Origin of the sequence: Streptomyces sp. NPDC004667 (assembly GCF_040609475.1) — a bacterium.
GTDB lineage: Bacteria > Actinomycetota > Actinomycetes > Streptomycetales > Streptomycetaceae > Streptomyces.
In genome coordinates, this window is sequence record NZ_JBEXKC010000038.1 from 45,094 (window position 1) to 69,415 (window position 24,322).

At 73.8% G+C, this 24,322-nt stretch carries 18 protein-coding genes and 1 pseudogene; 7 read left to right on the forward strand and 12 right to left on the reverse strand.

All coding sequences use genetic code 11. The features are described 5' to 3' along the window. Positions 1–55: 55 nt before the first annotated feature. Positions 56–5,740: a PA14 domain-containing protein gene (locus ABZW32_RS21755; protein ID WP_356218146.1), complete on the reverse strand. Its 5,685-nt coding sequence runs from the start codon at positions 5,738–5,740 to the stop codon at positions 56–58. 678 nt (positions 5,741–6,418) lie between these two features. Here ABZW32_RS21755 and ABZW32_RS21760 point away from each other — a divergent pair. After that, entirely contained in the window at positions 6,419–6,955 is a 537-nt protein-coding gene (locus ABZW32_RS21760; RefSeq protein ID WP_356218148.1) for a histidine phosphatase family protein, read from the forward strand. Positions 6,956–7,037: 82 nt separating this feature from the next. Here ABZW32_RS21760 and ABZW32_RS21765 read toward each other — a convergent pair. Next, positions 7,038–7,202 (reverse strand): annotated as a pseudogene (locus ABZW32_RS21765) (IS630 family transposase); the annotation flags it as partial. Positions 7,203–7,651: 449 nt separating this feature from the next. Between ABZW32_RS21765 and ABZW32_RS21770 the strand changes: the two are divergent. The 5 genes from ABZW32_RS21770 to ABZW32_RS21790 all read left to right on the forward strand — a co-directional run bounded on the left by ABZW32_RS21770 (position 7,652) and on the right by ABZW32_RS21790 (position 13,510). Continuing rightward, positions 7,652–9,037: an MFS transporter gene (locus ABZW32_RS21770; RefSeq protein ID WP_356218186.1), complete on the forward strand. Its 1,386-nt coding sequence runs from the start codon at positions 7,652–7,654 to the stop codon at positions 9,035–9,037. A 34-nt stretch (positions 9,038–9,071) separates the two neighbouring features. After that, positions 9,072–10,988, forward strand: a complete 1,917-nt coding sequence (locus ABZW32_RS21775) for a helix-turn-helix domain-containing protein (RefSeq protein ID WP_356218149.1) — start codon at positions 9,072–9,074, stop codon at positions 10,986–10,988. An 85-nt stretch (positions 10,989–11,073) separates the two neighbouring features. Next, the gene (locus ABZW32_RS21780) at positions 11,074–12,018 is read left to right on the forward strand and encodes an ABC transporter ATP-binding protein (RefSeq protein ID WP_356218151.1); all 945 of its coding nucleotides are present in this window, start codon (positions 11,074–11,076) and stop codon (positions 12,016–12,018) included. After that, complete coding sequence (locus ABZW32_RS21785; protein ID WP_356218153.1) at positions 12,015–13,001, forward strand: ABC transporter permease; 987 nt, start codon at positions 12,015–12,017, stop codon at positions 12,999–13,001. The genes ABZW32_RS21780 and ABZW32_RS21785 overlap by 4 nt, the downstream gene beginning before the upstream one ends. Before the next feature lie 125 nt (positions 13,002–13,126). Then, positions 13,127–13,510, forward strand: coding sequence for a GntR family transcriptional regulator (locus tag ABZW32_RS21790; RefSeq protein WP_356218188.1), 384 nt, complete (start codon positions 13,127–13,129; stop codon positions 13,508–13,510). A 78-nt stretch (positions 13,511–13,588) separates the two neighbouring features. Here the strand turns inward: ABZW32_RS21790 and ABZW32_RS21795 are convergent, their stop codons facing one another. Both ABZW32_RS21795 and ABZW32_RS21800 read right to left on the reverse strand, forming a co-directional pair. Beyond that, entirely contained in the window at positions 13,589–14,398 is an 810-nt protein-coding gene (locus ABZW32_RS21795; RefSeq protein WP_356218155.1) for a class I SAM-dependent methyltransferase, read from the reverse strand. 37 nt (positions 14,399–14,435) lie between these two features. Continuing rightward, a complete protein-coding gene (locus ABZW32_RS21800; protein ID WP_356218157.1) occupies positions 14,436–15,359 on the reverse strand; it encodes a class I SAM-dependent methyltransferase in 924 nt (307 codons plus the stop codon). 87 nt (positions 15,360–15,446) lie between these two features. Here ABZW32_RS21800 and ABZW32_RS21805 point away from each other — a divergent pair, with 87 nt between their 5' ends. Then, entirely contained in the window at positions 15,447–16,568 is a 1,122-nt protein-coding gene (locus ABZW32_RS21805) for a sulfite oxidase (protein ID WP_356218159.1), read from the forward strand. A gap of 21 nt (positions 16,569–16,589) precedes the next feature. On the opposite strand, the gene ABZW32_RS21810 is transcribed toward ABZW32_RS21805, so the two are convergent. From ABZW32_RS21810 to ABZW32_RS21845, 8 genes are all read right to left on the reverse strand, one after another. After that, complete coding sequence (locus ABZW32_RS21810; RefSeq protein ID WP_356218161.1) at positions 16,590–17,000, reverse strand: GNAT family N-acetyltransferase; 411 nt, start codon at positions 16,998–17,000, stop codon at positions 16,590–16,592. 114 nt (positions 17,001–17,114) lie between these two features. Next, the gene (locus tag ABZW32_RS21815) at positions 17,115–17,540 is read right to left on the reverse strand and encodes a GNAT family N-acetyltransferase (protein WP_356218163.1); all 426 of its coding nucleotides are present in this window, start codon (positions 17,538–17,540) and stop codon (positions 17,115–17,117) included. Between the two features lie 61 nt (positions 17,541–17,601). Further along, positions 17,602–18,360 carry an SOS response-associated peptidase gene (locus ABZW32_RS21820; protein WP_356218165.1) on the reverse strand — a complete coding sequence of 253 codons (759 nt, stop codon included), beginning with the start codon at positions 18,358–18,360 and terminating at the stop codon, positions 17,602–17,604. A gap of 58 nt (positions 18,361–18,418) precedes the next feature. After that, positions 18,419–20,989, reverse strand: coding sequence for an FtsX-like permease family protein (locus ABZW32_RS21825; protein WP_356218167.1), 2,571 nt, complete (start codon positions 20,987–20,989; stop codon positions 18,419–18,421). Continuing rightward, a complete protein-coding gene (locus ABZW32_RS21830) occupies positions 20,986–21,849 on the reverse strand; it encodes an ABC transporter ATP-binding protein (protein ID WP_356218169.1) in 864 nt (287 codons plus the stop codon). Before ABZW32_RS21830 ends, ABZW32_RS21825 begins: the two co-directional genes overlap by 4 nt. Then, on the reverse strand, positions 21,846–22,130 hold the full coding sequence (locus tag ABZW32_RS21835; protein WP_356218190.1) for an SHOCT domain-containing protein: 285 nt from the start codon (positions 22,128–22,130) through the stop codon (positions 21,846–21,848). The genes ABZW32_RS21830 and ABZW32_RS21835 overlap by 4 nt, the downstream gene beginning before the upstream one ends. Positions 22,131–22,315: 185 nt before the next feature. Beyond that, positions 22,316–22,981, reverse strand: coding sequence for a response regulator transcription factor (locus ABZW32_RS21840; protein WP_356218171.1), 666 nt, complete (start codon positions 22,979–22,981; stop codon positions 22,316–22,318). Next, a complete protein-coding gene (locus ABZW32_RS21845) occupies positions 22,978–24,183 on the reverse strand; it encodes a sensor histidine kinase (protein WP_356218173.1) in 1,206 nt (401 codons plus the stop codon). Before ABZW32_RS21845 ends, ABZW32_RS21840 begins: the two co-directional genes overlap by 4 nt. Positions 24,184–24,322 lie beyond the last annotated feature (139 nt).

The following is a 24,322-nucleotide window of genomic DNA, read 5'->3' on the forward strand; positions in this document are numbered from 1 at the left end:
CATGATGCGTGTTCCGGTCGAACGACAGGCGGCCGGGGATTCGTACGGCGTTCCGCTACCTCCTGAACTTCCTGATCGCGTTCGTGGCCTTGCTTCCCAGCCACATGGCCCCGGCTCCGGCGACCACCGCCGCGGTGACGCCGGTCGAATCGTGGTGCTGAGCGCCGTCGACGAGGGCCTTCATCGTGTTCACCGGTGCGCTGGTCTGAGCTCGGGTCGCTTCGGCCGTTGCTTTCTGCTCGCCCACGCTGTCGACGACCGTTCTGCGTTCGGCCCCGCCGTTGACTTTGCACGCCGGGCACTCCGTGAAGGGGCTGGGGCCGTGAATGGGGCACGCGACGTTGTGGACGAGGAGGTAGTTGGCTCCGGCCCGGACGTGGTAGGTGTGGATGCCGCTGACGCTGAGGTTGTAGACGGTCTGGTCGGCGACCTCACCGCGGTCGCGGATCGTGGTGACCTGCACGGCCGCGATGCTCGACGGGTCACGGACCAGGTCGCCGACCCTGAGGTCCCCGGCGTTCACCCAGCCGCGGCCGTCGACCCAGAAGGGGTGGCCGGCGGTGGCGGTGATCGTGGCCTGCCGCGAGTCCCCGACACCGATGTCGATCAGGTGCTTGGTGCCGTGGCCGACGATGACTCCCGCGACAGGCTCGCCGACCGTGGCGTCGGTGGCCGGGTCGGTGGCCTTGACCTCGTCGCCTTCGCGGATCTCGCCGATCGGTTTCGTACTGCCGTCGGCCATCTCCACCAGGGTGTCCGGGGAGAACGAGTTGCACTTCTCGACGGCCGTGGCGGCCTTGCCCAGGGTCGAGGCCTCCTTGGCGGCGTTCTTGGCCACGGCGCCGGCGAGTTTGCCGCCGGGGATCATGCCGAGCGCGTCCGCAGCCGCGGCGGCCTTGTTGCCCTGGGCGAGTTGGCCGGCTACTGCCAGCCCGGAGGACACCGTGCCGATGGGGCCGGGTACGTAGGCCACCACCTCGGCGGCGGTGGTCGCGACGTGAACCGCCGACTTCCAGCTGAAGGTCCCCGCCAGGTCGAGGCCGTTGACGGGGTCGGCGTTGACGTAGTCGTAGTCGTTGGCCGATCCGCCCGCCACCGGGTCCATCTGGAGGAACCGGCCCAGCACGGGCAGGTAGACGCGGGCGCCCATCTCGATGGCCTGCTGGCCGGCCAGGTGCTCCACCGGCCGCTCGTGCTGGCCCAGCCACCCGAAGTCCATGCCGCCGGCCGCGGTGGCCGGGATCGGAATGTCGCCGAACGCGCCGGTCGTGGGGTCGATGTTCTGCCCGAACGGGTCGTACAGGTGCAGGGCACCGGTGCGGGCGGCGGTGCCGTCGGCAGTGAACAGCACGTCGCCGTGGATGTTGGGGTAGGACCAGTTGGTGGTGGCGGTCCGATCGTAGCTCTTGGTCAGCAGCACCCCGCCGGGCAGGGACACGATCCGCTGCAGCAGAGCGCCTTCCTTGTCCAGGACCAGGTCCGCGTCGTCGTGCTTGGAGGTGTACGAGTAACGGGTGGTCCCGTTCTTCGACATGTCGGAGGCTCCGGCCACGGTTCGGCTGGTCAGCCGGTCGGCCGGATCCCGGGTGTAGGCGATGGCGGTGCCACTCGCGGTGGTGGTGGAGACGTGGCGCTTGGTGGAGTCGTACCCCAGGGTGTCGCCGCCGATCTTCGCGGCGTTGCCGCGGGCGTCGTAGCCGAACGACAGCGCGAGACCGCCGCTGGTCGCGGTCAGCCGGTCGGCGGCGTCGTAGCAGTAGTTGGTGGTGACCGCGGCGGCGCCGTCGCGGCTGTCGGTGGACGCGGTGCGGTTGGTGTTCAGTCCGGCGTTCTTGGCTGTTCCACACCCGTCGGCCGGGTCGAACCGGTAGGTGAGCTGGTGGTGCGGGACGCTCGCGGCGACGAGTCGGCCCACCGCGTCGTAGGTGTAGGAGTAGGCCGCGCTGTTCTTGCCGTCCTCCGTCACCGCCTCGTCGGTGATGCGGTTGTCCCGGGAGCGGGTGACCGTGTCGACCACGGTGGACGCCACGGTCTTCCACGTCAGCGCCGTGGGCTTGCCGGTGTCGTTGCGCGTCAGCGAGTCGAGGCGGGATCCGTTGCCGTAGGCGACCGCGGCCAGTTCGGCCGCGGCGGTGTACGTCGGGGTGGCGACGACGGTGCCGTCGACCTTGACCTGGACCAGCTGGTTGGCGGCGTTCCAGGCGTAGGACACGGTGCTGGACACGCCCTTGACCGTGGTCGTGTCGGTGGTCAGCCGGCCGACCTGGTCGTAGGTGGAGACCGAGGTGACCCCGTTGGCGTCCGTATAGGCCACTTCCTGTCCGAGGAGGTCGATCACGGTGGTGATCGACCCGTTCTCATCGCCGACCTTCGAGACGAGCGGATCACCGCCGACCGCGTAGTCGTAGCCGACCGTGCGCGCCGGCTTGTCCCCGAAGGCCGGGAAGGCCCTCTTGGTCACTTGCCCGCGCGCGTCGTAGCTGGTGCAGCTCCACGGTTCGTCGTTGACACGCGCGGCGACGATGCGGCCGGCCTCGTCGTAGACCGTCTCGCCGGTGAACGCCGGTCCGCTGCCGGGCTTGGCACCGGTGACCGTCTTGGCCATGCCGGCCTGGTTGGCGGCCGGTGCGTTCGGGTCGCACGGGTTGGCGCGGGTCTCGGTGTCGCCGTAGTAGGTGGTGGTGCCGCGCCGCTCCGGGTTGGTGACGTCTCCGGCCGGCAGCGCTTCGGCCAGCTTGCGCAGGTATCCCGTGCCCGGCCGTTCGTAGGTGGAGCGGGCGGTGAGGTTGAGGCCGCCGGGGTCGGCCGTCGCGGACACCTGGATCCCGTACACCGGGTCGATGCCCGCGGCCGGGTCGGCATAGCCGGTCGCACCGCGCTTGGACGGTGCCCGTTCCTTGTCGCCGCCGGAGGTGTCGTCCGTCGCGGTGCCCGTCGCCCAGCCGTAACGGGGCGCGAGGTTCTTCCCGGGCACCGGGACGGGGGCGCCGGCGCCGGGCGGGGTCCAGGTGAAGGCCAGTGCGCCGGTCGTGCCGGAGCGGTTGTAGTAGTCGACGCGGACGCGGTGCCAGCTGTCGGCCGTGGCGTTGGTGTACTTGCCGGTGACGGCGGTGGAGGGCTTGTCGCCCCAGCTGTCGACGGTCAGGACGTCGTCGACCCACAGGCGGACTCCGTCGACCGCGGTGAACCCGAGGCCGTAGTCCCCGGCGGCGGGGAACTGCATCTCACCCGTGAACCGGCCCGACCAGCCGCTGGTGTTCGCCACCGGCGGGCTCGCTCCCCACGACCGGGACAGCGTCCCGTCCGTGGTACCGACCCCGGTGGCGAACTCGTTCGGTACGCCCGACAGCTCGGGGTTGTCGTAGTAGGCGGCCGACAGCCCCGCCAGTTGCTCGTCGTAGGTGGTGTGGGTGTGCGGCATCTTGGCCGCGCACGCGGGTGTCGGGGTTTGTCCGGCGAAGCAGGACGCCGGTGCGGGACCGTACTTGTCGACCGGGCGGTCGGCGTGGTCGTAGACCGTGGTGGAGCGCCGGCCGGCGCTGTCGACCGACGCGGTGGCCTGGTCCTTCGTGTTCCATTCCGCTGAGATGCTCGCCCCGGTGAAGTCGGTGCTGATCAGCGCGCGGCCGGCGTCGTCGTAGGTCACGGTCCGCGAACGGGTGGAGTCGTAGACCCCGGCCAGGGCCACGGTGGCCTGCTTGCGTTCGAGGTAGTACTGGTAGAAGTGCTCGGCCCGCTTCTCGCTCGAGCGGCCGTCCGGGGCCGCGGCCAGGACCTGCACCGCACGCTGGGCCGGCGGTTCCTGGGGCTGCTCGATCACGGAGTCGTAGCCGATCACCGTACAGGCGGCGGCCGTGTCACTGGTGTTGGTGCATCCGTTCTCCTCGGACGGGGCCTGGCGGGCCACCCAGTCGTAAGCCAGGCTGCCGCGAAGGGTGGCCAGCGGCCCTATGCTGTCCAGGGCCTTCTGCTTCTCCTCCTCGTTCTCACCCGCCTGGTCGTAGCGTTGCCTGGCCGAGGCGCGGCCCACGTAGTCGAAGTCCTGCATGACCGCGCCGGGGTTCTCGATCCGGGCCAGGGTTTCCATCTGGTACCACAGCCGGGTCTCGGTGCCGTCCCAGTACCGGATCCGGCACAGCATCTGCGCCGGAGCCGGGTCCGAGCCCGGCGGGCGGGTGACCCCGCCGTAGCAGCTGTCGCTGCCGTCGGTGTTGTAGAACAGCCGGTGCGACCGGCCCGAGACCGGGTCCTTGATCTGGGTCAGCCGCGGCGGCGTCCCGCTGTAGAGGTACTGCAGGGCCGCGGGCTTCTTCCCGTCGAGGACCGATTCCACCGCGGCCAGCGTGCCGTCGGGGTTGAACACCGACACCGTTTCGCCCTCGGTGAGCGTGATCCGGCCCGCGCTGTCGAAGGCGAGTACGCCGTCCTCGTTCGCCGGGGGCGTGTAGCCGCCCGTGGAGGCCTTGGCCCAGGTGTGCTTACCGCCGGCGGAGTCGGTGAGCACCACCGAGCCGTCCAGCATCTCGGCGTGGCTGTAGCCGCTGGACTGCGCGGACAGCGTCCACCCGGCCGGCAGCGACTGCGAGTCCGCAGACAACAGCCAGTCCGTCGGTACGATCCGCGGTTCGAGGTTGTGACTGCGCTGGTCATCGGCGCCCACGCTGCTCTTGGCCCAGAGCACCATGCGGGGACGCTGGTCGGTGTGGTGGTACAGCTCGACACGGAGCGGCACCACCTGACCGGCCTTCAGCGCGACCTCGCTGTTCTGGTGCGGGCCGGGCAGCAGGAAGTCGTCGCCGGGGTCGGCAGGGTTGGGGTTGTCGTACACGAGCTTGTCGCCCAGCCAGACCCGCGCACCGTCGGTGTGCGCCCCGCCGAACCGGAAGTCGCCGGTGACCGGGGCCTTGAACAGGCCCTCCCAGCGCACGACGAACCAGTTCTTGTCCAGCGCCGGCGGCATCGGGTTGTCCCGCCACGGCAGGTTGTCCGGGTTGCCGGTCCGCGTGGTGCCCCAGTCCAGGTTGACCTGCGACTCACCGCGCACCATCACCGGGATCGCGTCCGGGGTGCCCGCGTGCCGCGGGTCGTTGAAGTACGAGGCGCGCACCCCGTGCGGGGCGCCCTGCCGGGAGTTGTAGGCGAGGCTCACCCCGGCCGATCCGCCGACGGTCTGGAACGACGGCCCGGCGGCCTCGACGTGCGCGTTACCGTTGAACAGGTTGACCGTCACCGGCCCCAGGTGGTCGGTGGGCGCCGGTCCCGGATCTCCCACCCGCTGGTTGACCGTGAAGTGTCCGACCCACAGCGGCGCCGTCGCGTCCGTGTCGCCGGGCATCGCGGTGGCGGCCGTCCAGGTGTAGCGGCCGCCGTCGTGCAGGACGTGCTTGGGGACCGTCCACTGCGGCTGGTCGAGGCATCCTGAGTCGACCACGCTGCCCGAGCGGCCGTCGAACCCGGTGGAAATCTTGAAGCAGTACAGGACGCCGTCACCGGCCGCGGCCACCTGCAACACGGGCGTCTCCGTGCCCACCACCGCGCCGTCGACCGGCGAGACCAGACCGGTCTGCGGTGCGGCATCGGCTGCGGCGCCGCGCAGCGCCCTTCGCGCGTCGAACCCGGCGTGCTTGCCGGTCGCCAGGGGCGCGAAGTCCGCCTTCGGCTGCTTCGGCTCGGCCTGCGGTCCTTGCGGTGCCCGCTTGCCCGGCGACCGAACCGACAGGAGCGGCAGGTTCCGCGGCACCTTCCTGGCCCCCGCCGGCGCTGCCGACGCGTAGGGCAAGCCCCCCGCCTGCGCCAGTGAAACCACCAAGGCCATCGCCAGCGCGAAACCGATCATCCGCAACCACGACCGCGCTGATAATCTCCCTCTGCTCTTACCCCCAGGCACCAAGGCCCCTCCATCCCCGTCGATGTCCGCCGGAAGCGCGATCATCCGTCCCGCCACGACCGTGGGGGCGCGTTCCGGGCCGAGGCGGGAACCTACCGGCCGGCCGGCGGGCTGGGATTGGAAAAAATTGACCTGCCCTCAGATAGGCCGAATGGCCACCCCTCCGCGCGCGGTCGACGGGCTCGGGCAAGCCCCGAGCCCGAGCCGGCAGACCCGGTGTGACCTCCGTCGCGGCCGCCCTGACGGCTCACCTCGCTGCGCAAGTCCCGGCGCACACCCGAGCGCTCAGCACCGTCCTGATCCGGACAGGCAGTGATCACGCCGGGGCGTAGCTCTGCCGGAAGGAGTCGGCCGCACGCTCCAGGTCCCCCGTGCCGTGGTGGCCGAGGCGCCTCGTCCAGCGCCACGGCGAGTTCCGCCCCGTGCCCCATGTGTGCGGCGGTCGTCGAAGTCGGCCGCCGCTCCCCGCAGGCTCGTCGGCGCGCCCGGCCCCGTGGACCGTGCGAGGCTGAGGTGGTGAAGGCTGAAGTCATGAGCGCGGGATCCGACCGCCGCCTGGTGCTGCTGCGCCACGCCAAGTCCGCCTGGCCGGAGGTCGCGGACCACGAGCGGCCGCTCGGCCCGCGCGGTCTGCGGGACGCGCCCGCGGCGGGCCGCTGGCTGCGCGATGCCGGCTGCGTGCCCGCACTGGTCATCTGTTCCACCGCCCGGCGGACCCGGGAGACCTGGGCGCTGGCGGCCGGACAGCTCGGCACCAAGGTCCCGGTGCGCTACGACGAGCGGGTGTACGCCGCCGAGCCGGAGGAACTGCTCGAGGTGGTGTCCGAAGTGCCCGGGGACGTGGGGACGCTACTGCTGGTCGGCCACAACCCGGGCCTGGAGGAGCTGGCCATCAGCCTCGCCCGGAAGGCCGTGGCCGCCGCGGATACCGAAGCGATCGAACGGCTGTCCCGGAAGTTCCCGACGTCCGCGATCGCGGTGCTCGCCTGTCCCGTTCCCTGGCAGGAGCTCGCGCCGGGCTCGGCCCGGCTGACCGACTTCACCGTCCCCCGGGGCACCGCCCGCTGACGTACGCCACGGGGCCATCCGCCCGGGTGCACGAAAGTCCGACAGCGCCTCACGGCACCCCGCCGATGCGGGCGACCGGGAGCGCGACGTCGAACGCTGCGAACAGGGTGGTCAGGCCATTCGGGACGTAGTCGCGGTTCCGCCGCTCGGGCATCCCCGGCGTTACCGGAAAGGCCGGCCGGGACCGGTCCAGGTCCTGGATCTGGGACTCCTGGTCCCGCGAGGGGACTACCGCGCCCTCGGGCGGCTTGAAGTACGGCCTCATCTCCCGAGTACGCACCCAAGACTCGGGGGGCGTAGCCGAGCTAGAGCGTTGAGGCTGAGGGGCCTTACCGACATCCGCGTGGGTTTCGCGCAGGACAACGGGATCGCCGCTCGAAGGCTGGGTCCAGCGCTGGTCCGGGCTTCTTGGCGCGTCGGCCAGGACACCCGCGGCACGCCGGGCGAGGTCTCGCGCTCAAGGTTCACGCGACGTCGTGCCGGCCGCCCCCGCAAAAAAGGCGTAACTCTGCAATTCCGGCGGGGGCTTGCCACCCGCTTCCGGAGGGGGCCGAGGGGATCGGTTCGGGCCGAGTGGTGGTCGGACACACTCAGGTGGGGTTGATTGTGATGCCACGCCACATATACCGCCGACCTGGGGACTTCTACGTTGTGGCCACACCCGACGTCCCCGCAGACCCCCTGGAAGTGGTGCACATGGTCTCCCCCGCAGCGAGCAGAACGATCCCGTCAGGCATACGCAGGATCGTCGCCGCCAGTCTCATCGGGACCACCATCGAGTGGTACGACTTCTTCCTCTACGGATCCGCCGCCGCGCTCGTGTTCAACACGCTGTTCTTCCCCTCCAGTGACCCTCTGGTGGGCACCCTGCTGGCCTTCCTCACCTACGCCGTCGGCTTCGCCGCGCGGCCGCTCGGCGGGATCGTCTTCGGGCACTACGGAGACCGGATCGGGCGCAAACGGCTGCTGGTGCTCAGCCTGTTGATGATGGGCGGGGCCACCTTCGCGATCGGGCTGCTGCCGACGCACGCGAGCGTCGGGGTCGGGGCGCCCGTGCTGCTGACCGTGCTGCGGCTGGTGCAGGGGTTCGCGCTGGGCGGGGAGTGGGGCGGGGCGGTGCTGCTGGTCGCCGAGCACGGGGACGACCGGAGCCGGGGTTTCTGGGCCTCCTGGCCGCAGGCCGGGGCGCCCGGCGGGAACATGCTGGCCACCGGGGTGCTGGCGCTGCTGGCCGCCGTCCAGTCGGACGAGGCGTTCCTCGCCTGGGGCTGGCGGATCCCCTTCCTGCTGTCCGGAGTGCTGGTGGTGATCGGGCTGTGGATCCGGGTGTCGGTCTCCGAGTCGCCCGCCTTCCTGGAGGCGCGGGCCCGGGCCGAGGCCGAGGAGGCCGCGGGGGCGAGGCAGCGGCCGCCGGTGGTCGAGGTGCTGCGCTCCGGCCGGCGCGCGGTGCTCACCGCGATCGGGGTCCGGCTGGGCGAGAACGTCTCGTACTACGTGCTCACCGCCTTCCTCCTGGTCTACGTCACCGCCCACCTGCACCTGCCGAAGGCCGACGCCCTGAACGCCGTACTGATCGGATCGGCCGTCCACTTCGTCACCATTCCGGCCTGGGGCGCCCTGTCCGACCGGATCGGGCGGCGGGCGGTGACGCTCGTGGGGTCGGTCGGCATGGCGGTCTGGGCGTTCGCCTTCTTCGCCCTGCTGGACTCGCGCTCGTTCCCCGTGATCGCCGTCGCGGTGACCGCCGGGCTGTTGCTGCACGGGGCGATGTACGGTCCGCAGGCGGCCTTCATCTCGGAGATGTTCGAGACCCGGGTCCGTTACTCGGGTGCCTCGATGGGGTCGCAGCTCGCCTCCATCGTGGGCGGGGCGCTGGCCCCGATCATCGCCGTCGAACTCCTCAAGGACTACGGGTCCTCCGTCCCGGTCTCCCTCTACGTGTGCGCGACGGCGCTCGTGACCACGGTGACCGTGCTCTTCGCCCGGGAGACCAGGGGACGCAGCCTCACCCGGTCCGCGTCCGCATCGGGGTCGGGGCCCGGATCCGGGACCGCCCCCGTCCGGGCCGGCCTCGGCGGCTGACGGCGCCCGGGGCCGCGCCGTTAAGCTCACCGGCATGACGGACCCCACCGCCGGACGGACCGCCCTGCGCGACCTGCTCGGGCTGCTGGCCCGGGGCGCGCCGGCGGAGGACTTCGCGGGGCCGGCCGCGGCCGCCCGCTCCGCCGGTGCGGGCGCCGCGGAGCTGGCGGCCGTGGAGGAGGCCACGGCGGTGGCGCTGGAGGTGCACCGGACGCTGTTGCAGCACCGCACGCGCGAGGCGGAGCTGACCGCGCTGTTCGACACGGCGGGCGACCTCGCGGCGCTGCGCGACCTGGACGCGGTGCTGCGGGCGATCACGCACCGGGCCAAGCAGCTGCTGCACACCGACGTCACCTACCTCTCGCTCAACGACGAGGTGGCGGGCGACACCTTCATGCGGGTCACCGAAGGCTCGGTGTCGGCCGCCTTCCAGCAACTGCGGCTGGGGATGGGTGAGGGGCTGGGCGGGCTCGTGGCCCAGACGGCCCGCCCGTACGCGACCGGGGACTACCAGAGCGACCCCCGCTTCCGGCACACCGGTCCCATCGACAGCGCCGTCGCCGAGGAGGACCTGCGGGCGATCCTGGGGGTGCCGTTGCGGCTGGGCGCGAGGGTGATCGGGGTGCTGTTCGCCGCCGACCGCAGCCCGCGCGCGTTCTCCGCGCGCGAGGTGGCCCTGCTGTCCTCGCTCGCCGACCATGCCGCGATCGCCATCGACGGCGCCCGGCTGCTGGAGGAGACGCGTCAGGCCCTGGCCGAGCTGAACGCCGCGTCCCGCACCATCCGGGAGAACAGCGACGCGCTGCGGCGGGCCGAGGAGGCGCACGACCGGCTGACCGGTCTCGTCCTGCGCGGCGGGGACATCACCGAGGTCGCGGCGGCGATCGGCACCCTCCTCGACGGCGGCACGCTGATCCACGACGCGGACGGCGTGGAGTTGGCCCGCGTACGGTCGGACCCGCGGCCGCCGACCGCGCGGGCCGTGGTCGCGTCGCGGAGCAGCGGGCGGGCGGTGCCCCTGGAGGGGACCTGGGTGTGCGCGGTGCTGGCCGGCCCGGAGCTGCTGGGCAGTGTCACCCTCACCGGCCGGGCCGGTCTCGACGATGCCGGACGGCGTCTGTTCGAGCGTGCCGCGACGGTCACGGCGCTGCTGCTGCTCCTGCGTCGTTCGGTGGCGGAGACCGAGGACCGGATACGCGGGGAGCTGCTGGGGGACCTGCTCAGCCCGTCGGCGGATCCGGCGGGCCTGGCGGTGCGGGCCCGCCGGCTGGGGGTGGACCTCGGGCGTCCGCACGCCCTCTTCGTCCTGCACAGCGCGGCGGCCCCGCGCCCGCGGCTGCTCGCCGCGGCGGCTCACCGGGCCCGTGAGCGGCGGGGTCTGGCGGGGGTGCACCACGACCACGTCGTGCTGCTGGCGCCCTCGGACTCCGAGGGTGCGGACGCCCCGGCGCTGGCCGCCGCGCTCGGACGGGCGGTGGGCGGTCCGGTCACGGTCGGGGCGGCGCGCGCCGACGGCAGCCCCCGGGCGCTGCCCGCCGCGCACGCCGAGGCCCTGCGCTGCCTGTCCACGCTGCGCGCGCTCGGGCGGGACGGGGACGGCGCCGCGCTCGCGGAGCTCGGGTTCCTGGGCGTCCTGCTGGGCGACCGGCCGGACCTGTCGGCCTACGTCCGCGACGTCCTGGGGCCGTTGCTGGAGTACGACGCCCGGCGCGGCAGCGACCTCGTCCGCACGCTGCGGGTCTATTTCGACTCGGGCATGAGCCAGGCCAGGGCCAAGGACGCCCTGCACGTGCACGTGAACACGGTCGTGCAGCGCCTGGACCGCATCGGCCGTCTGCTGGGCCCCGGGTGGCAGTCGCCGGAGCGGAGCCTGGAGCTCCAACTGGCGCTGCGGCTGCACCAGGTGTCGGGTGGGGCGGCCGCGGAGCCGTCCCCGCGCTCCCCCTCCTGACCTCCTCGGCAGCGTGTTGACAGGGCTCCCCCCTGAGTCCATGATTCCACTAGTTATCTAGTGGACTGAAGGAAAGGGGGAAGCTGTGCGAGGCACGACCACCTCCGGCGCGGCGGACGCCCGATGGGCCCTCGAAGCGCGCGGGCTCGGTAAGAAGTACGGGCGGCGCTGGGCCCTGAAGGACTGCTCCTTCCGGGTCCCGGCGGGCCGCATCTCGGCGCTCGTCGGGCCCAACGGCGCCGGCAAGAGCACCCTGCTGAACCTGGCGACCCGGCTGGCCGAGCCCTCGGCCGGCGAGCTGCGGATCTTCGGCGCACCGGCCGACGAGCCCGGCACGATGACCCGGTGGGCCTATCTCGGCCAGGACAAGCCGCTGTTCAAGAGGTTCACCGTGGAACAGACCCTGCGGATGGGCCGGGAACTCAACCCGGGCTGGGACCAGCAGGCGGCCGAGCGGATCGTCAGGTCCGGCCAGGTACCGCTCGGGGCCCGGGTCGAGACCCTGTCGGGCGGTCAGCGCACCCGCGTGGCCTTCGCGCTCGCCTTCGGCAAGCGGCCCGAACTCCTGCTGCTGGACGAGCCCATGGCCGATCTGGACCCGGTCGCACGGGACGAGATCGGCGCCCTGCTGCTGTCCGAGGCCGCCGAGCACGGCACCACCGTACTGATGTCCTCGCACCTGCTCAGCGAGATCGAGGACATGTGCGACTACCTCCTCGTCCTCGCCGACGGCCGCGTCCGCATGGCGGGTGAGGCCGACGAGCTCGTCCCGATGCACACGCTGGTGACCGGAGTGACCGACGAGGGCGCCCTGCCCGCGGCCCTGAACGCCCACACCGTGATCGAAGTACGCACCTCCGGACGGCACTTCACCGCCCTGGTCCGGCGGCAGGGACCGCTGGAGGGTGCGTGGCAACTGTCCGAACCCGGGATGGAGGAGGTGCTGCTCGCCTACCTCCGCTCCCCCGCGGCCCCCGCGCTGCTCTCCCCCACCGCCGCCCCCGACCACCGAGAGGAGTCCGCCGCATGAGCACGCTCACCCAAGGCGCTTCCGGCAGGCGTGCCGCGTCCGTCCCGACCCGCAGGCTGCGCGGACTCGCCTGGCTCATGGCCCGTCAGCACCGTACGGCCCTCATCGCGTGCGCCGTGGCCACCGTCCTCGGCACGGCCTGGATCGTGTACCAGCGCGGCGCGATGCTGGACGCCCTGCACGGCGCCGGCTGGCCCGGGAAGCCCGGGTCGGAGGTCGACGGCAACGTCGTCAACGCGATCACCAACGACCTGAGCTCCGCGGGCAGCGCTCTGGCCTTCCTGCCCGTGCTGCTGGGCGTGTTCCTCGGTGCCCCGCTGATCTCCGCCGACCAGGAGAACGGCACCGCGCGGCTCGTCACGACCCAGTCGGTCTCCCGCACCCGGTGGCTGGTGTGGAAGGTGGGCTTCGCCCTGATCCTCGCCGCGGTGACGACGGGCGTCCTGGGCCTCGTCTACGCCTGGTGGTGGCGCTCCGCCGGCCCGTTCGCGGCCAACGACTGGCTGAACCACCCGGTGTTCGAGGTCACCGGCCCCACCGGGGTCGCCACGGCCCTGTTCACCACCTCCCTCGGAATCCTGGCCGGGGCGCTGCTGCGCCGCACCGTGGCTTCCATGGCCTCCACCTTCCTGGTCTCGGGCGTCGTGCTCGTCGCGGCGGAGGTCCTCAGGCCCCGTCTCGACTCCCCCCGGCGGCTCGCCTACCCGCTCGACGGCCAACGGCCCGCCCTGCTCGACCACGTGGTCGTGGTGGACGAGTGGTTCGCGACCGCGTCCGGGAAGCTCTACGGCTGGGGCACCTGCGCGCACGACAGCGCGCCGGAGAAGTGCCGGAGCGCGCTCGGCATCGTCGACCGGGTCGCGGACCACTACACCAAGGACCAGATGGCGGGCATGCAGTGGACCGCCGCGGCGGGGTTCGTCGTACTCGCCGCCGCGCTCGTCGGCGCGCTCCTGTGGCGGGCCCGGCGCCGCGCCCTGTAGGCCCCGGCGGGCCGGGGACCGCAGCGGGCCGTCGCGGCCCCGTCGAAGGCCTAGGCTGGAAGAACCCACGAAGGATCAAGGAGGCGGGCACCGTGGTCGTGTTTCGCATAGAGCGCCGCAGCGGCATGCCCGCCTACCTCCAGATCGTCCACCAGGTGGAGCAGGCGCTCCGCATGGGCGCCCTGGCCGAGGGGGACAAGCTGCCCACCGCGGCCCAGGTCGCCGCCACCACGAAGGTGAACCCGAACACCACCCTCAAGGCGTACCGCGAGCTGGAACGGCTGGAGCTGGTCGAGGTGCGGCAGGGCTCGGGCACCTTCATCACCCGCTCGCTGGCCACCCCGCAGACCGCACCCGAGTCCCCGTTGCGGGGCCGGCTCGGGGAGTGGATGCGGGAGGCCCGGGAGCAGGGGATGACGGCGGACGACGTCACGACGCTGTTCGACACCGTGCTCGGGGAGGCCTACCCGGGGATCACGCCCCGGCCCGCGCACATCCCCGCGAACTGACCGGACAGCAGCCCCGCCGCCGGCGATGCCGGGTCAACAGGTGTGGTTCAGGCCCGACTTGTACGGGGTCTGCGCTGGTCAGACCGCCAGTGCGGTGGTGACCACCAGGGGCGGCCGCTCGCGCTCCGCCGTCCAGTGACGGGCGCGCACGAGTTCCGGGTCGGCGAGCGACTGCGCCTCCTCCACCGTGGGGTGCTGCTGGGCGACCTCCCGGAACCCCGCCCTCTCCAGCAGCTCCGGATAGACCCCGGGCGGCCAGGCGTGATTGCGCTCCTCCTGCCAGGTCCCGTCCGTGCGTTGCAGCCGCACGGTCAGCTCGTCGCCCGGTCCGTACACCTCGCCCGGCTCACCGATCCGCAGGGAAGCGTACTCCCGGCCGGTGCAGGCGGGATCGGTGGCCAGCAGGACGAAGGGGGCGCCGGGGCGCAGCAGGCGTCGGATCTCGGTGAAGACGCCGAGGACGGCCTGTTCGTCGGGCAGCGACGCGATCACGTGGTTGCACATCACCGCGTCCGCGCAGCCGTCCGCCAGGCCGGTCACCCGCCCGTTCTCGACCAGGTGGAACTCCGCCACGGCGGTGCCCGCGGCCCGGGCCAGCTCCAGCATCTCGGGCGAGGTGTCCACTCCCACCACCCGGACCCCCAGCACCCGGGCGGCGCGGTCGGCGACGCCACCCGGCCCGCAGCCGTAGTCCACGAGGACGTCACCGCCGCGGATCCTGCGGGCGAGCGCCCTGAAGACGAACGGATAGCCGAGCAGCCAGTCCGTGGCCGCCCCCACCGCCGCGAAGGCCTCCGCCCCCGCCCGTCCGGACCACGCGGCGTTCCCGTTCCCGCTGCCGCTCCCGGTCCCGCCCGTCTGTCCGCTCTTGCGCGACCTGTCGTTCACAGCCCCACTATCGGCCCACCGGGGCCGCGTCGCAGGACTACGACACGGCGTCCCGCGCCGGGGGCGCCGTCCGGGAGGTGCGGGCGGTCCGGGAGGTGCCGGACGTGCGGAGCGTGCGGGCGAGGAGCAGGTCGCTGAAGTGGTCCATGGCGATGCCCCCGCCGTGCGCGTCCAGCACTCCGGCGGTGTCGGCGAGGACCCGCTCCCGGTGGTCCGGGGCCAGGACCCGGTAGCGGGAGAGGGAGGCCAGGTAGCCCAGGTAGCGGTCGGTGTCGTAGTACCGGTCCTCGCGGAAACGGACCTCGTGCAGGTCGGTGAGCCCGCCGTCGGCGCGGCACTCGGCCGCCGGCCAGCCCGGCATCCCGGCCCAGTCGCCCGGTGTCCGACCGTAGGAGGAGGCGAGTTCGCCGTGCGGCGCCCCCGTGATCCCGTGGCGGGCGTCGACCGTGGCCAGCGCCGCGTGCAGCCGCGGGTCGCGCACGCCCTGCGGGTTCCAGAACAGCGCCAGCGCGCCGCCCGGGTCGAGCGCCTCGCGGGCCAGGTCCAGGCGCCGCGCCGGATCGAGCCAGTGCCAGGAGGTGGCGGCGTAGAGGAGACCGAAGCGGCGCCCGTCGCGCCGCCATTCCTCGAAGCCGCCGGCCTCGACCCGTACCCGCGGGAAGCGGGCGGTGTTGCGGCGCAGCACCTCGGCCATGCGCGGATCGGGTTCCACGCAGACCAGCGCGGTGCCCGCCTCGGCGAACGCCACCGTGGCCTTGCCCGTGCCCGCGCCGACCTCCAGCGCCGGGCGCTCCCCCGGCTCCGCGTACTCCAGCACCCGGGCCACCAGCGCGTCCGCGTACCCCGGGCGGGAGGCGTCGTAGAGCTCGGCCACCTCCCCGAACACCCGGGCGCGCGCCCGGTCGACCAGCCCCTCCCCGTCCGTCCCCGTTTCCGTCCCCGTGCCCGTTTCCGTCCCCATCCCGGTGCCCCCTCGATTCGGCCGATCGGCAAGGCGTCACCCTAGTACCGGGGTGCCGGGGCCGGTGGTGCGCGCGACCATGGGGGTATGGACACGGCCCTGAGCGGGATCAGCGTCCCGGGGCGGCTGGCGGCCGAGGACGAGGACATAGGGGCGGAGGAGCTGGCGCTCGCCGCCCGCAACCACGGGCTGCCCCTGGAGGCCCTGCGCTACGAGGTCACACCGGCCGGGCTGCACTACGTACTGGTGCACTACGACATCCCGGCCGCGGACCCCGGCACCTGGCGGCTGACGGTGGGCGGGCGGGTCCGCCGGCCGCTGGCGCTGGACCTGGCGGCCCTGCGCGCGCTGCCGGCGGTCACGCACCGGGTGACGATGGAGTGCGCGGGCAACGGCCGGGCACGGCTGCTGCCCCGGCCCGTCAGCCAGCCCTGGCTGGTCGAGGGGGTGGGCACGGCCGACTGGACCGGGGTGCCGCTGCGGACGGTGCTCGCCGAGGCCGGGGTGGGGCCGCAGGCCGTCGAGGCGGTGTTCACGGGGGCCGACCACGGCGTGGAGCGCGGTGTCGAGCAGGACTACGCGCGCAGCCTGCCGATGGCCGTGGCGACCGGCACCGAGCCGGAGGTGCTGCTCGCGTACGCGATGAACGGCGGGCCGCTGCCGCCGCAGCACGGCTTTCCGCTGCGGCTGGTGGTGCCGGGCTGGTACGGGATGGCCCACGTGAAGTGGCTGCGGGACATCACGCTGTCCGACGTGCCCTTCGAGGGATTCCAGCAGGCGGTGGCCTACCGCTACCGGCGCGACCCCGAAGACCCCGGGGAGCCGGTGACGCTGATCGCGCCGCGCGCCCTGATGGTTCCGCCGGGGTTCCCCGACTTCATGTCCCGCCTGCGCGTCGTGCGCCCGGGCCCCGTACCGCTGGAGGGACGCGCCTGGTCGGGGCACGGGCCGGTCACCCGGGTGGAGCTGAGCTGCGACGGGGGCCGGACGTGGGCGGACGCCGCGGTGGAGCCGGGTGCGCGGGACGGCCGGCCCCGCGGGGCGTGGCAGGCCTGGCACGGCGTGTGGAGGGCCGTGCCGGGCCGGTACGTCCTGATGGCGCGGGCGACGGACGCCGCGGGCCGCACCCAGCCGCTCGGGCAGGCGTGGAACCGCGGGGGCTTCGGCAACAACGCCGTCCAGCGGGTGCCCGTCCTGTGCCGCGGGTGAGCGCCGCGGCGGGCGCCGGGCTCACTCCTCGGGACCGTCGAGGGTCCAGGCGGAGTGGTGCGCGGTGAACCCGACGCGGGGGTAGTAGTCGACGGCCGCCGGGGCGGCGAGCAGGATGATCGTGGCCTGCGGGGCGGCTTCGCCGGTGACCCGGATCAACTCGCGCCCGACGCCCTCGGACTGGTGGGCGGCGTCCACGGCGAGGTCGCTGAGGTAGGTCGCGTACGCGCCGTCGGTGACCGACCGGGCGATGCCGATGAGGCGTCCCTCGTCGGTGCGGGCCGTGACGACCAGGTTGGCGCCGGCCAGCATCCGTGTGAAGCGTTCCACGTCGTCGACGGGGCGGCGCTCGGCGAGCGTCGACGCCCGGTAGAGGCCGATGACCTCCTCGACGTCGAGGGCGGATCCGACGACGCGTTCACAGGACCACATGCGGGTGACTCTCCTCGGCGCACGACGCCCGCACGGCCGCGGGCTTTCGACCATGATCGTACGAGCTGCCGACCGCCCCCGGCGTCACCCGCTGCCGCCGCTGCCGCCCCCGCCTCAGAGCAGACGGGCCATGCCCACCGATGCCGGGGACGGATCCACGAAGCCGAACTTCGCGTACAGGTGCCGGGCGTCGCCGTCGGCCATGAGGGACACGTACGTCCCCTTCGGCGCGCGCCGCTCCAGCTCGGCGGTGAGCTCGGCCATGATCAGCTTGCCGAGGCCCTGACCCTGGTGCTCCGGGAGCACGCAGATGTCGACGACCTGGAGGAAGCACCCGCCGTCGCCGACGATGCGGCCCATGCCGACGGTGTCGCCCCGGTGGGCGACGGTGACGCAGTACCAGGAGTTCGGCAGCCCGATCGCCGAACCCTCGACGCCCTTGGCGCCGAGCCCGGTCGCACCGCGCAGGATCCGGTAGGTCGCGACGTCCGGGACGCCCGGCAGGATCTCGTAGGCGGCGTTCTCGTTCCCCGTGGTCATGTCTTCGCCTCGCGCGTGTCCGTGAAGGTGCGGATGGGAGTTGTCGATCGGGGCGAGCGTCTCACGGACCACTGACAACACGACCGGCCGTCTGGTCTGCGTCCAGGAGCTCGGGGCCGTTGTTGCGGACGCTGTTCACCGCCGTGCCGACCGCGCGGACCTCCAGGCGCCCTTCGGCGGGGGTGGCGAGGAGGGTGCGCAGGGCGTGCGGGTCCTGGTGCGCGGGGTCCAGCCAGGCGTCGTAGTCGGCGGGGGCGAGGGCCAGCGGCATCCGGGGGTGGACCCGGCCGGCGGCGTCGGTGGCCTCGGTGGTGATCACGGTGCAGGTCGCCCACCAGGCGGCCGGGTCGTCCCCGTCCGTGACGGCGGGGTCGCGCCAGAACTCGTACAGGCCGGCCATCGCCATGACCGCGCCGTCCTGCGGGCTGATGAAGTAGGGCTGCTTGTACGCCTTGGCGGTGGCGGTCGCCGGGACGGCCAGCCATTCGTAGAAGCCGTCGGCGGGCAGCAGGCAGCGGCGTTTGGCGTAGGCGCGGCGGTAGGCCGGCTTCTCCGCGACCGTCTCGACGCGGGCGTTGATCATCCGCGCCGCGCCGCCCGGGTCCTTGGACCAGGACGGCACCAGCCCCCAGCGCAGCGGCCGCAGCCGGCGTTCCAGGAGCCCGCTCTCGCGGTCGGCGCGCTCCAGTACCGCCCACACGGGATCGGTCGGGGCGACGTTCCAGCTGGGCGGGAGCACCACGTCGGGGCCCGGAGCGGCGGCCCCGAACAGGCCGGTCAGGTCCTCGGGGCTGCGGGTGGAGACGTATCGGCCGCACATGCCTCCAGCCTGCCACGCGGACCGCCGCCGGGCGGGGCGGCGCGGTGCTCCACCCCGGCTACTCGCCGGCTACGGCGGGCAGGATGTCCCGGCGGGCCGCCCGGCGGGCCGGGCGCAGGCCTGCGAGGATGCCGGCCGCCGGTCCCGCCAGGGCGACCACCGCGAGCTGCGCCGGCGGCAGGGCGAAGACGAGGGCGCTGTCCCGCGCGCCCGCCGTGGCCGTCACCAGGAACCGGCCGAGGAGGACGCCGAGGAGCAGGCCGCCCGCCGTGCCGAAGGCGGCCACCAGCACCGACTCCCAGCGGACCATCGCCCGTAGCTGGGCCCGGGTCTGGCCGACGGCCCGCAGGAGTCCCAGTTCGCGGGTGCGTTCGTGCACCGCGAGGGTGAGGGTGTTGGCGATGCCGAGGAGGGCGATGAGCACGGCGAGGGCGAGGAGGGCGTAGACGAGGGTGAGCATCATGTCGATGCCGGCCGCCGAGGAGGCCGCGTACTGCGCCCGGGTCTGGACCTCCGGGCCGCCGTACCGGGCGGCCGTACGCTCCACGGCGGCCGCGCCGTCCGCCGTGGACACCCCGTCCCGGAAGGTGACGGCCACCAGGGTGTCGGAGTCCTGGCCGCGGTGCGGGGCCCAGGCCGCGCGGGTGATCAGGTAGTCGCCGGCGAGGTCGGGGCGGTCGTAGACGGCACGGACCGTGAACGGGAGCTCCTGCCCGTCGGTGAAGGCGAGTTCGAGGCGGCTGCCCGGCCGCCAGCCGTGCCGGGCGGCTTCCTTCGCGCTGACCGCGATGCCGTCCGTGCCGAGGGAATCGAGGCGTCCCTCCACCGTGCCGAGATCGAGGCCGACGGCGAGGGCGACCGGGTCGGTGACCGTCAGGGCGCGGCCGGAGCCGTCGACCTCCGCGACTCCCCTGCCGAGGCCCACGGCGCTCCTCACCTCGGGCAGGGCCGCGACGGCGGGCGCCAGCGCGGGGCTGAGGCCGCTGCCGCCCGCCCCGAACGCGGGGGCGCTGACGGCGACGTCACCGGCGAAGGAGCGGGACACCGTCCGGTCCGTGGTGGCCTTGAGGGAGGCCCCGAACACGGTGAAGAGGGTGACGACGGCGACTCCGATCATCAGCGCGGTCGCGGTGGCCGCCGTCCGTCCCGGGTCGCGCGCGGCGTTGCGTCCCGCGAGGGCTCCGGGGACACCGCGCAGCCGTCGCAGGGGATCCGCGAGGATCCGTACGGCGTACGAGGACGTCACCGGTCCGAGGACGACGAACGCGGCGGTCACCAGTACCGCCCCCGTCCCCGGCAGCCACGGCGACGGTGCGGCCGGGACCGCAGCCAGGACCGCCACGAGGGCGGCGGCGACGAGAGCGACGCCGGCGAGCGTGCGGGTCCGCGAGGTCCCGGAGCGGTCCACCGTGCTCTCGCGCAGGGCCGCGAGGGGCGCCGTGCGGCCCGCCCGGACGGCGGGTGCCAGCGCGGAGCCGAGGCAGACGGCCGTGCCGACTCCGAGCGGGAGCAGCAATGAGGTCGTGCTGACGACCAGGTCCCCTTCGGGGAAGGGGAACCCGAGGGCCGGGAAGAGTGCCCGCAGGCCCGACGCGACGCCGAGGCCGCCGAGCAGGCCGGCCACCGAGGCGACGAATCCGACCACCGCGGCCTCGGCCAGGGTGCCGGCGAGGATCTGGCGGCGGGCGGCGCCGAGGGCGCGGAGCAGGGCGTTCTCGCGGGTGCGCTGGGCGACGACGATCGCGAAGGTGTTGTGGATGCCGAAGGTGGCGACGAGCAGGGCGATGCCGGAGAAGACCAGCAGCAGGGTGGTGAACAGGCCGAGGAACCGGCCCGAGATCATCTCGGTGTCCTCCTCGACCGCCTCCTGTCCGGTGATGGCTTCGACCCCCTGCGGCAGCACCGGGCCGAGGGCCTCCACCAGCCGGCGCTGGGTGGTGCCGGGGGCGGCCCGGACCAGGAGGGAGGCCGCCCTGCCGGGGCCTGCGGTGAGGTACTTCTCGGCGTCCGCGCGGGTCATCGCGGTGTACGTGACCTGCCCCATGCCGTCGGCGCCGCCGAAGGTGGCCAGGCCGACGACGGTGACGCGGACCGGGTCGGGGGTGCGCAGCACGGTCGTGTCGCCGACGGCGAGGCCGCCCCGTACGGCGGCTCCCCGGTTGACGACGACCTCGCCGGTGCGCTGCGGCGCGCGGCCCTCGGCCAGGCGGTACGGGTTGAGGCGGGGGTCCGCGATCCAGTTCCCGGCGAGGGTGGGCGGGCCCTGGCCGCCGACCGGTCGGCCGTCCTTGCCGACGAGTTGCCCGGCGCCCTGGATGTCGGGCTCGACGGCGGCCACGCCGGGGACGGTGCGGAGCCGGTCCGCGAGGTCGGCGGCGACCGTCTGGCGGCTGCCCCGGTCCCGGCCGGGGACGGTGACGACGCGCGAGCCGCGCACGACCGCGTCGGTGCCGCTCGCGGCGCCCGCGAACATGCTGTCGAAGCTCGCGCGGAGGGTGTCGCCCATGACCAGGGTTCCGGTGAGGAAGGCGACGCCGAGCAGGACGGCCGTGAAGGTTCCGGCGAAGCGGCGTCTGCGGGCACGCAGCGAGGCGGTGGCCAGCCGCAGCGTGGTGCGGGCGGCGCTCATGACGTCCGCCTTCCGTGGCGTGCGACCCCGTCCGTGGCGGCGCGGGTGTCCGGGGCGGTGCGGGTGTCCAGGGTGCCGGAGGTGCCTGACGTGTCGAAGGCTTTGAGGCGGTCCAGGACGCGGTCGGCGGTCGGGGCCGCCATCCGGTCGACGAGGCGGCCGTCGGCGAGGAAGACGACCTCGTCGGCGTGGGCGGCGGCGACGGGGTCGTGGGTGACCATGACGACGGTACGGCCCATCTCGCGGACCGCCCTGTCGAGGAGGCCGAGCACCTCCTGGCCCGCGCGGGAGTCGAGGTTCCCGGTCGGTTCGTCGGCGAAGACCACCTCGGGGTCGCCGACGAGGGCGCGGGCCACGGCGACGCGCTGCTGCTGGCCCCCGGAGAGCTCGGCGGGCCGGTGGTGGAGGCGGTCGCGGAGCCCGACGACGTCGATCAGGGCGTCCAGCCGGGCGGCGTCGGGCCGGATGCCGGCGAGGTCCAGGGGGAGGGTGATGTTCTCGGCGGCGGTGAGGGTGGGAACCAGGTTGAAGGCCTGGAAGACGAAGCCGACGCGCTCGCGGCGCAGCAGGGTGAGCCGGCGGGCGTCGAGGGCGCCGAGTTCGGTGCCGCCGATGTGGGCGGAGCCGGAGGTCAGGGTGTCGAGTCCGGCGGCGCAGTGCATGAGGGTGGACTTGCCGGATCCGGAGGGTCCCATGATGGCGGTGAAGCGGCCGGCCGGGAAGGTGGTGCTGACCCCGTCGAGGGCCCGTACCTGGGTGTCGCCGCGGCCGTAGACCTTGACCGCGTCCACGACGCGGGCGGCGGCGCGTTCGCCGCCGCCCGGTGCGCCGACGGGGGCGGCGGGGGTGGCGGGGCTCATGCGGCGCCGTCCCGGAGAGAGCGGCCGAACTCCTCGTCGAGGACGGACAGCCGGCGCCAGTACTCGTCCTCGTCGATCTCTCCGGAGGCGAAGCGCCTTCCCAGGACCGCGATCGGGGAGTGCCCGCCGTACGCGGCGCCCCGGTTCTGCCACGGTCCGCGCCGGCCGCCGCGCCACACGGTGCGGCGCAGCACGGTGACGACGGTGATCGCGACCGCCGCCCACACCAGGGGGAAGAGCAGCAGCCAGGGGGCGGGCCCGTCGTGGGCGAGGGTGGTCAGGGTGGTGTTCATGTCGGTTCGGCTCCTCGGAAGCGGGTGGTTCTCGTCTCGCTTCCGAGCCTCGCTCCGGGAGGGGGTCCGGGTCGTCGTACGGCCGGCTGCACCGGGGGTACTTCCCGGGGAGTACCCCCGGATCCCGGCCCCGCCGGGGTGGGCCGTGAGCCTCGGGCCTCGGGCCTCGGGCCTCAGCCGAGCCAGCCGGGCCGGACCAGCCCTGATTCGTAGGCCAGGACGACGAGTTGGGCGCGGTCCCGGGCGCCGAGCTTGACCATGGTCCGGCTGACGTGCGTCTTCGCGGTGAGCGGGCTGACGACCAGGCGGCGGGCGATCTCCTCGTTGGACAGCCCCATGCCGACCAGGGCCATCACCTCGCGCTCCCGCCCGGTGAGCCGCTCCAGGCCCGCCGCGGGGGCGGGCTGTCTGGAGCGGGCCGCGAACTCCGCGATCAGACGGCGCGTCACGCCGGGGGACAGCAGGGCGTCCCCGTCCGTCACCGCCCTGACCGCGCGCAGCAGTTCCTCCGGTTCGGTGTCCTTGACGAGGAAGCCGGAGGCGCCGGAGCGGATGGCTTCGAAGACGTACTCGTCGAGTTCGAAGGTGGTCAGCATGACCACCCGCACGGCGGACAGGGCCCTGTCCCCGGTGATGGAGCGGGTCGCGGCGAGTCCGTCGAGACCCGGCATCCGGATGTCCATGAGGACCACGTCGGGGCGCAGGGCCCGGACCAGCCGCACCGCTTCCTCGCCCTCCGACGCCTCGCCCACGACCTCGATGTCGCCCTGGGCGTCGAGCAGGGCCCGGAACCCTGCCCGGACGAGCAGTTGGTCGTCGGCGAGCAGGACGCTGATCACGGTTCCTCCTGGAGCGGGGCGGCCGTCCGCGGGAGTCTCGCGATCACCCGGAAGCCGCCGTCCGGGCGGGGACCGGCCTCGATGGTGCCACCCAGGGCGGCGGCCCGCTCGCGCATTCCGGCGAGGCCGTTGCCGCTGCCGCCCGCGGGGTCCCCGGTGGCCGGGCCCTCGTCGTCCACCCGCAGTTCGAGGCCGTCCGACAGCCAGGCGAGGCGGATGCGGGCGGTACGCGAGCCGGAGTGCCGCACCACGTTGGTCAAGGCCTCCTGGAGGATGCGGAAGGCGGCGAGGTCGGCGCCGGGCGGCAGGGTCCGGGGCCTTCCCTCGGCGGCGGCGGTGACGGTCAGGCCGGCGGCCGCGGCCTGTTCGAGGAGTTCGGGGAGGCGGTCCAGGCCCGGGGCGGGCGCGCGCGGCGCGGCGCCGGGGGCCCGGAGGGTGTCGAGGACCTGGCGGACCTCGCCGAGCGCCTCCTTGCTGGCCGCCTTGATCGTGGTGAGCGCCGTGCGCGCCTGCTCGGGGTCGGTGTCGAGCAGGGCGAGGCCGACCCCCGCCTGGACGTTGATCACGGAGATGCTGTGGGCGAGGACGTCGTGGAGCTCGCGGGCGATGCGCAGCCGCTCCTCGTCGGCCCGGCGGCGGGCGGCCGCCGCCCGCTCGATCCGCTCGCGGGACCACTGTTCGCGGCGGACGCGGACCAGTTCGAAGACGGCGAGCATGGCGAGGATCCAGGCGGTGATGCCCAGCTCCTGCGTCCAGGGTGCCGGGCCGTCCCCGGCGGGCGGCAGCCACGGGTAGAGCCAGTGCCCGATGAGCAGGTGGCCGGTCCACAGCAGTGCCACGGCCCCCCAGGCGGCCCCTCGGTGACCGGAGACGACGGCGGCGAAACAGGCCACGGCCAGGCTGACGAAGACGGGGCCGTAGGGGTACCCGGCTCCGAGGTAGACCAGGGTGACGGCACTCACCCCGTAGACCACCGCCACCGGGTACCGGTGGCGCACGACCAGCAGGGCCGGACCGAGCAGGAGCAGGATCCGGGCCCACGCGTCGAGCGGCATGCGACCGCTCTGAGCCTGCGCGGCCCATCCGGACCCGACCTGCGCCAGGACGGCGACGAGCAGCGCGGAGCGCAGGCCCGGGCCCCGCCCGGCTCCTTCCGCCCATCGTCGCCACGGCGGACCGTGGCGTTCGCGCTGCTTTCCCATGACCGTCACGCTAGACGTGGGCCCGCGTCACCCGCGTCACCCCGGCGTAGCGTCTTCGGTGTACTCCCCCGGTAGTACACCGGAGTACGCCGCACCCCTCCCCGCGCGCCCCGCGGCGCAGCGCGATCCGGCCAATCCC

What these genes read in the sequence shown, in the direction of transcription:
- ABZW32_RS21785 (WP_356218153.1), top strand. Translation starts at nt 12,015, where the DNA reads ATGAGCACGCTCACCCAAGGCGCTTCCGGCAGGCGTGCCGCGTCCGTC.
- ABZW32_RS21800 (WP_356218157.1), bottom strand. Translation starts at nt 15,359, where the DNA reads ATGGGGACGGAAACGGGCACGGGGACGGAAACGGGGACGGACGGGGAG.
- ABZW32_RS21810 (WP_356218161.1), bottom strand. Translation starts at nt 17,000, where the DNA reads ATGTGGTCCTGTGAACGCGTCGTCGGATCCGCCCTCGACGTCGAGGAG.
- ABZW32_RS21775 (WP_356218149.1), top strand. Translation starts at nt 9,072, where the DNA reads ATGACGGACCCCACCGCCGGACGGACCGCCCTGCGCGACCTGCTCGGG.
- ABZW32_RS21825 (WP_356218167.1), bottom strand. Translation starts at nt 20,989, where the DNA reads ATGAGCGCCGCCCGCACCACGCTGCGGCTGGCCACCGCCTCGCTGCGT.
- ABZW32_RS21770 (WP_356218186.1), top strand. Translation starts at nt 7,652, where the DNA reads ATGGTCTCCCCCGCAGCGAGCAGAACGATCCCGTCAGGCATACGCAGG.
- ABZW32_RS21845 (WP_356218173.1), bottom strand. Translation starts at nt 24,183, where the DNA reads ATGGGAAAGCAGCGCGAACGCCACGGTCCGCCGTGGCGACGATGGGCG.
- ABZW32_RS21760 (WP_356218148.1), top strand. Translation starts at nt 6,419, where the DNA reads ATGAGCGCGGGATCCGACCGCCGCCTGGTGCTGCTGCGCCACGCCAAG.
- ABZW32_RS21815 (WP_356218163.1), bottom strand. Translation starts at nt 17,540, where the DNA reads ATGACCACGGGGAACGAGAACGCCGCCTACGAGATCCTGCCGGGCGTC.
- ABZW32_RS21805 (WP_356218159.1), top strand. Translation starts at nt 15,447, where the DNA reads ATGGACACGGCCCTGAGCGGGATCAGCGTCCCGGGGCGGCTGGCGGCC.
- ABZW32_RS21820 (WP_356218165.1), bottom strand. Translation starts at nt 18,360, where the DNA reads ATGTGCGGCCGATACGTCTCCACCCGCAGCCCCGAGGACCTGACCGGC.
- ABZW32_RS21790 (WP_356218188.1), top strand. Translation starts at nt 13,127, where the DNA reads ATGCCCGCCTACCTCCAGATCGTCCACCAGGTGGAGCAGGCGCTCCGC.
- ABZW32_RS21830 (WP_356218169.1), bottom strand. Translation starts at nt 21,849, where the DNA reads ATGAGCCCCGCCACCCCCGCCGCCCCCGTCGGCGCACCGGGCGGCGGC.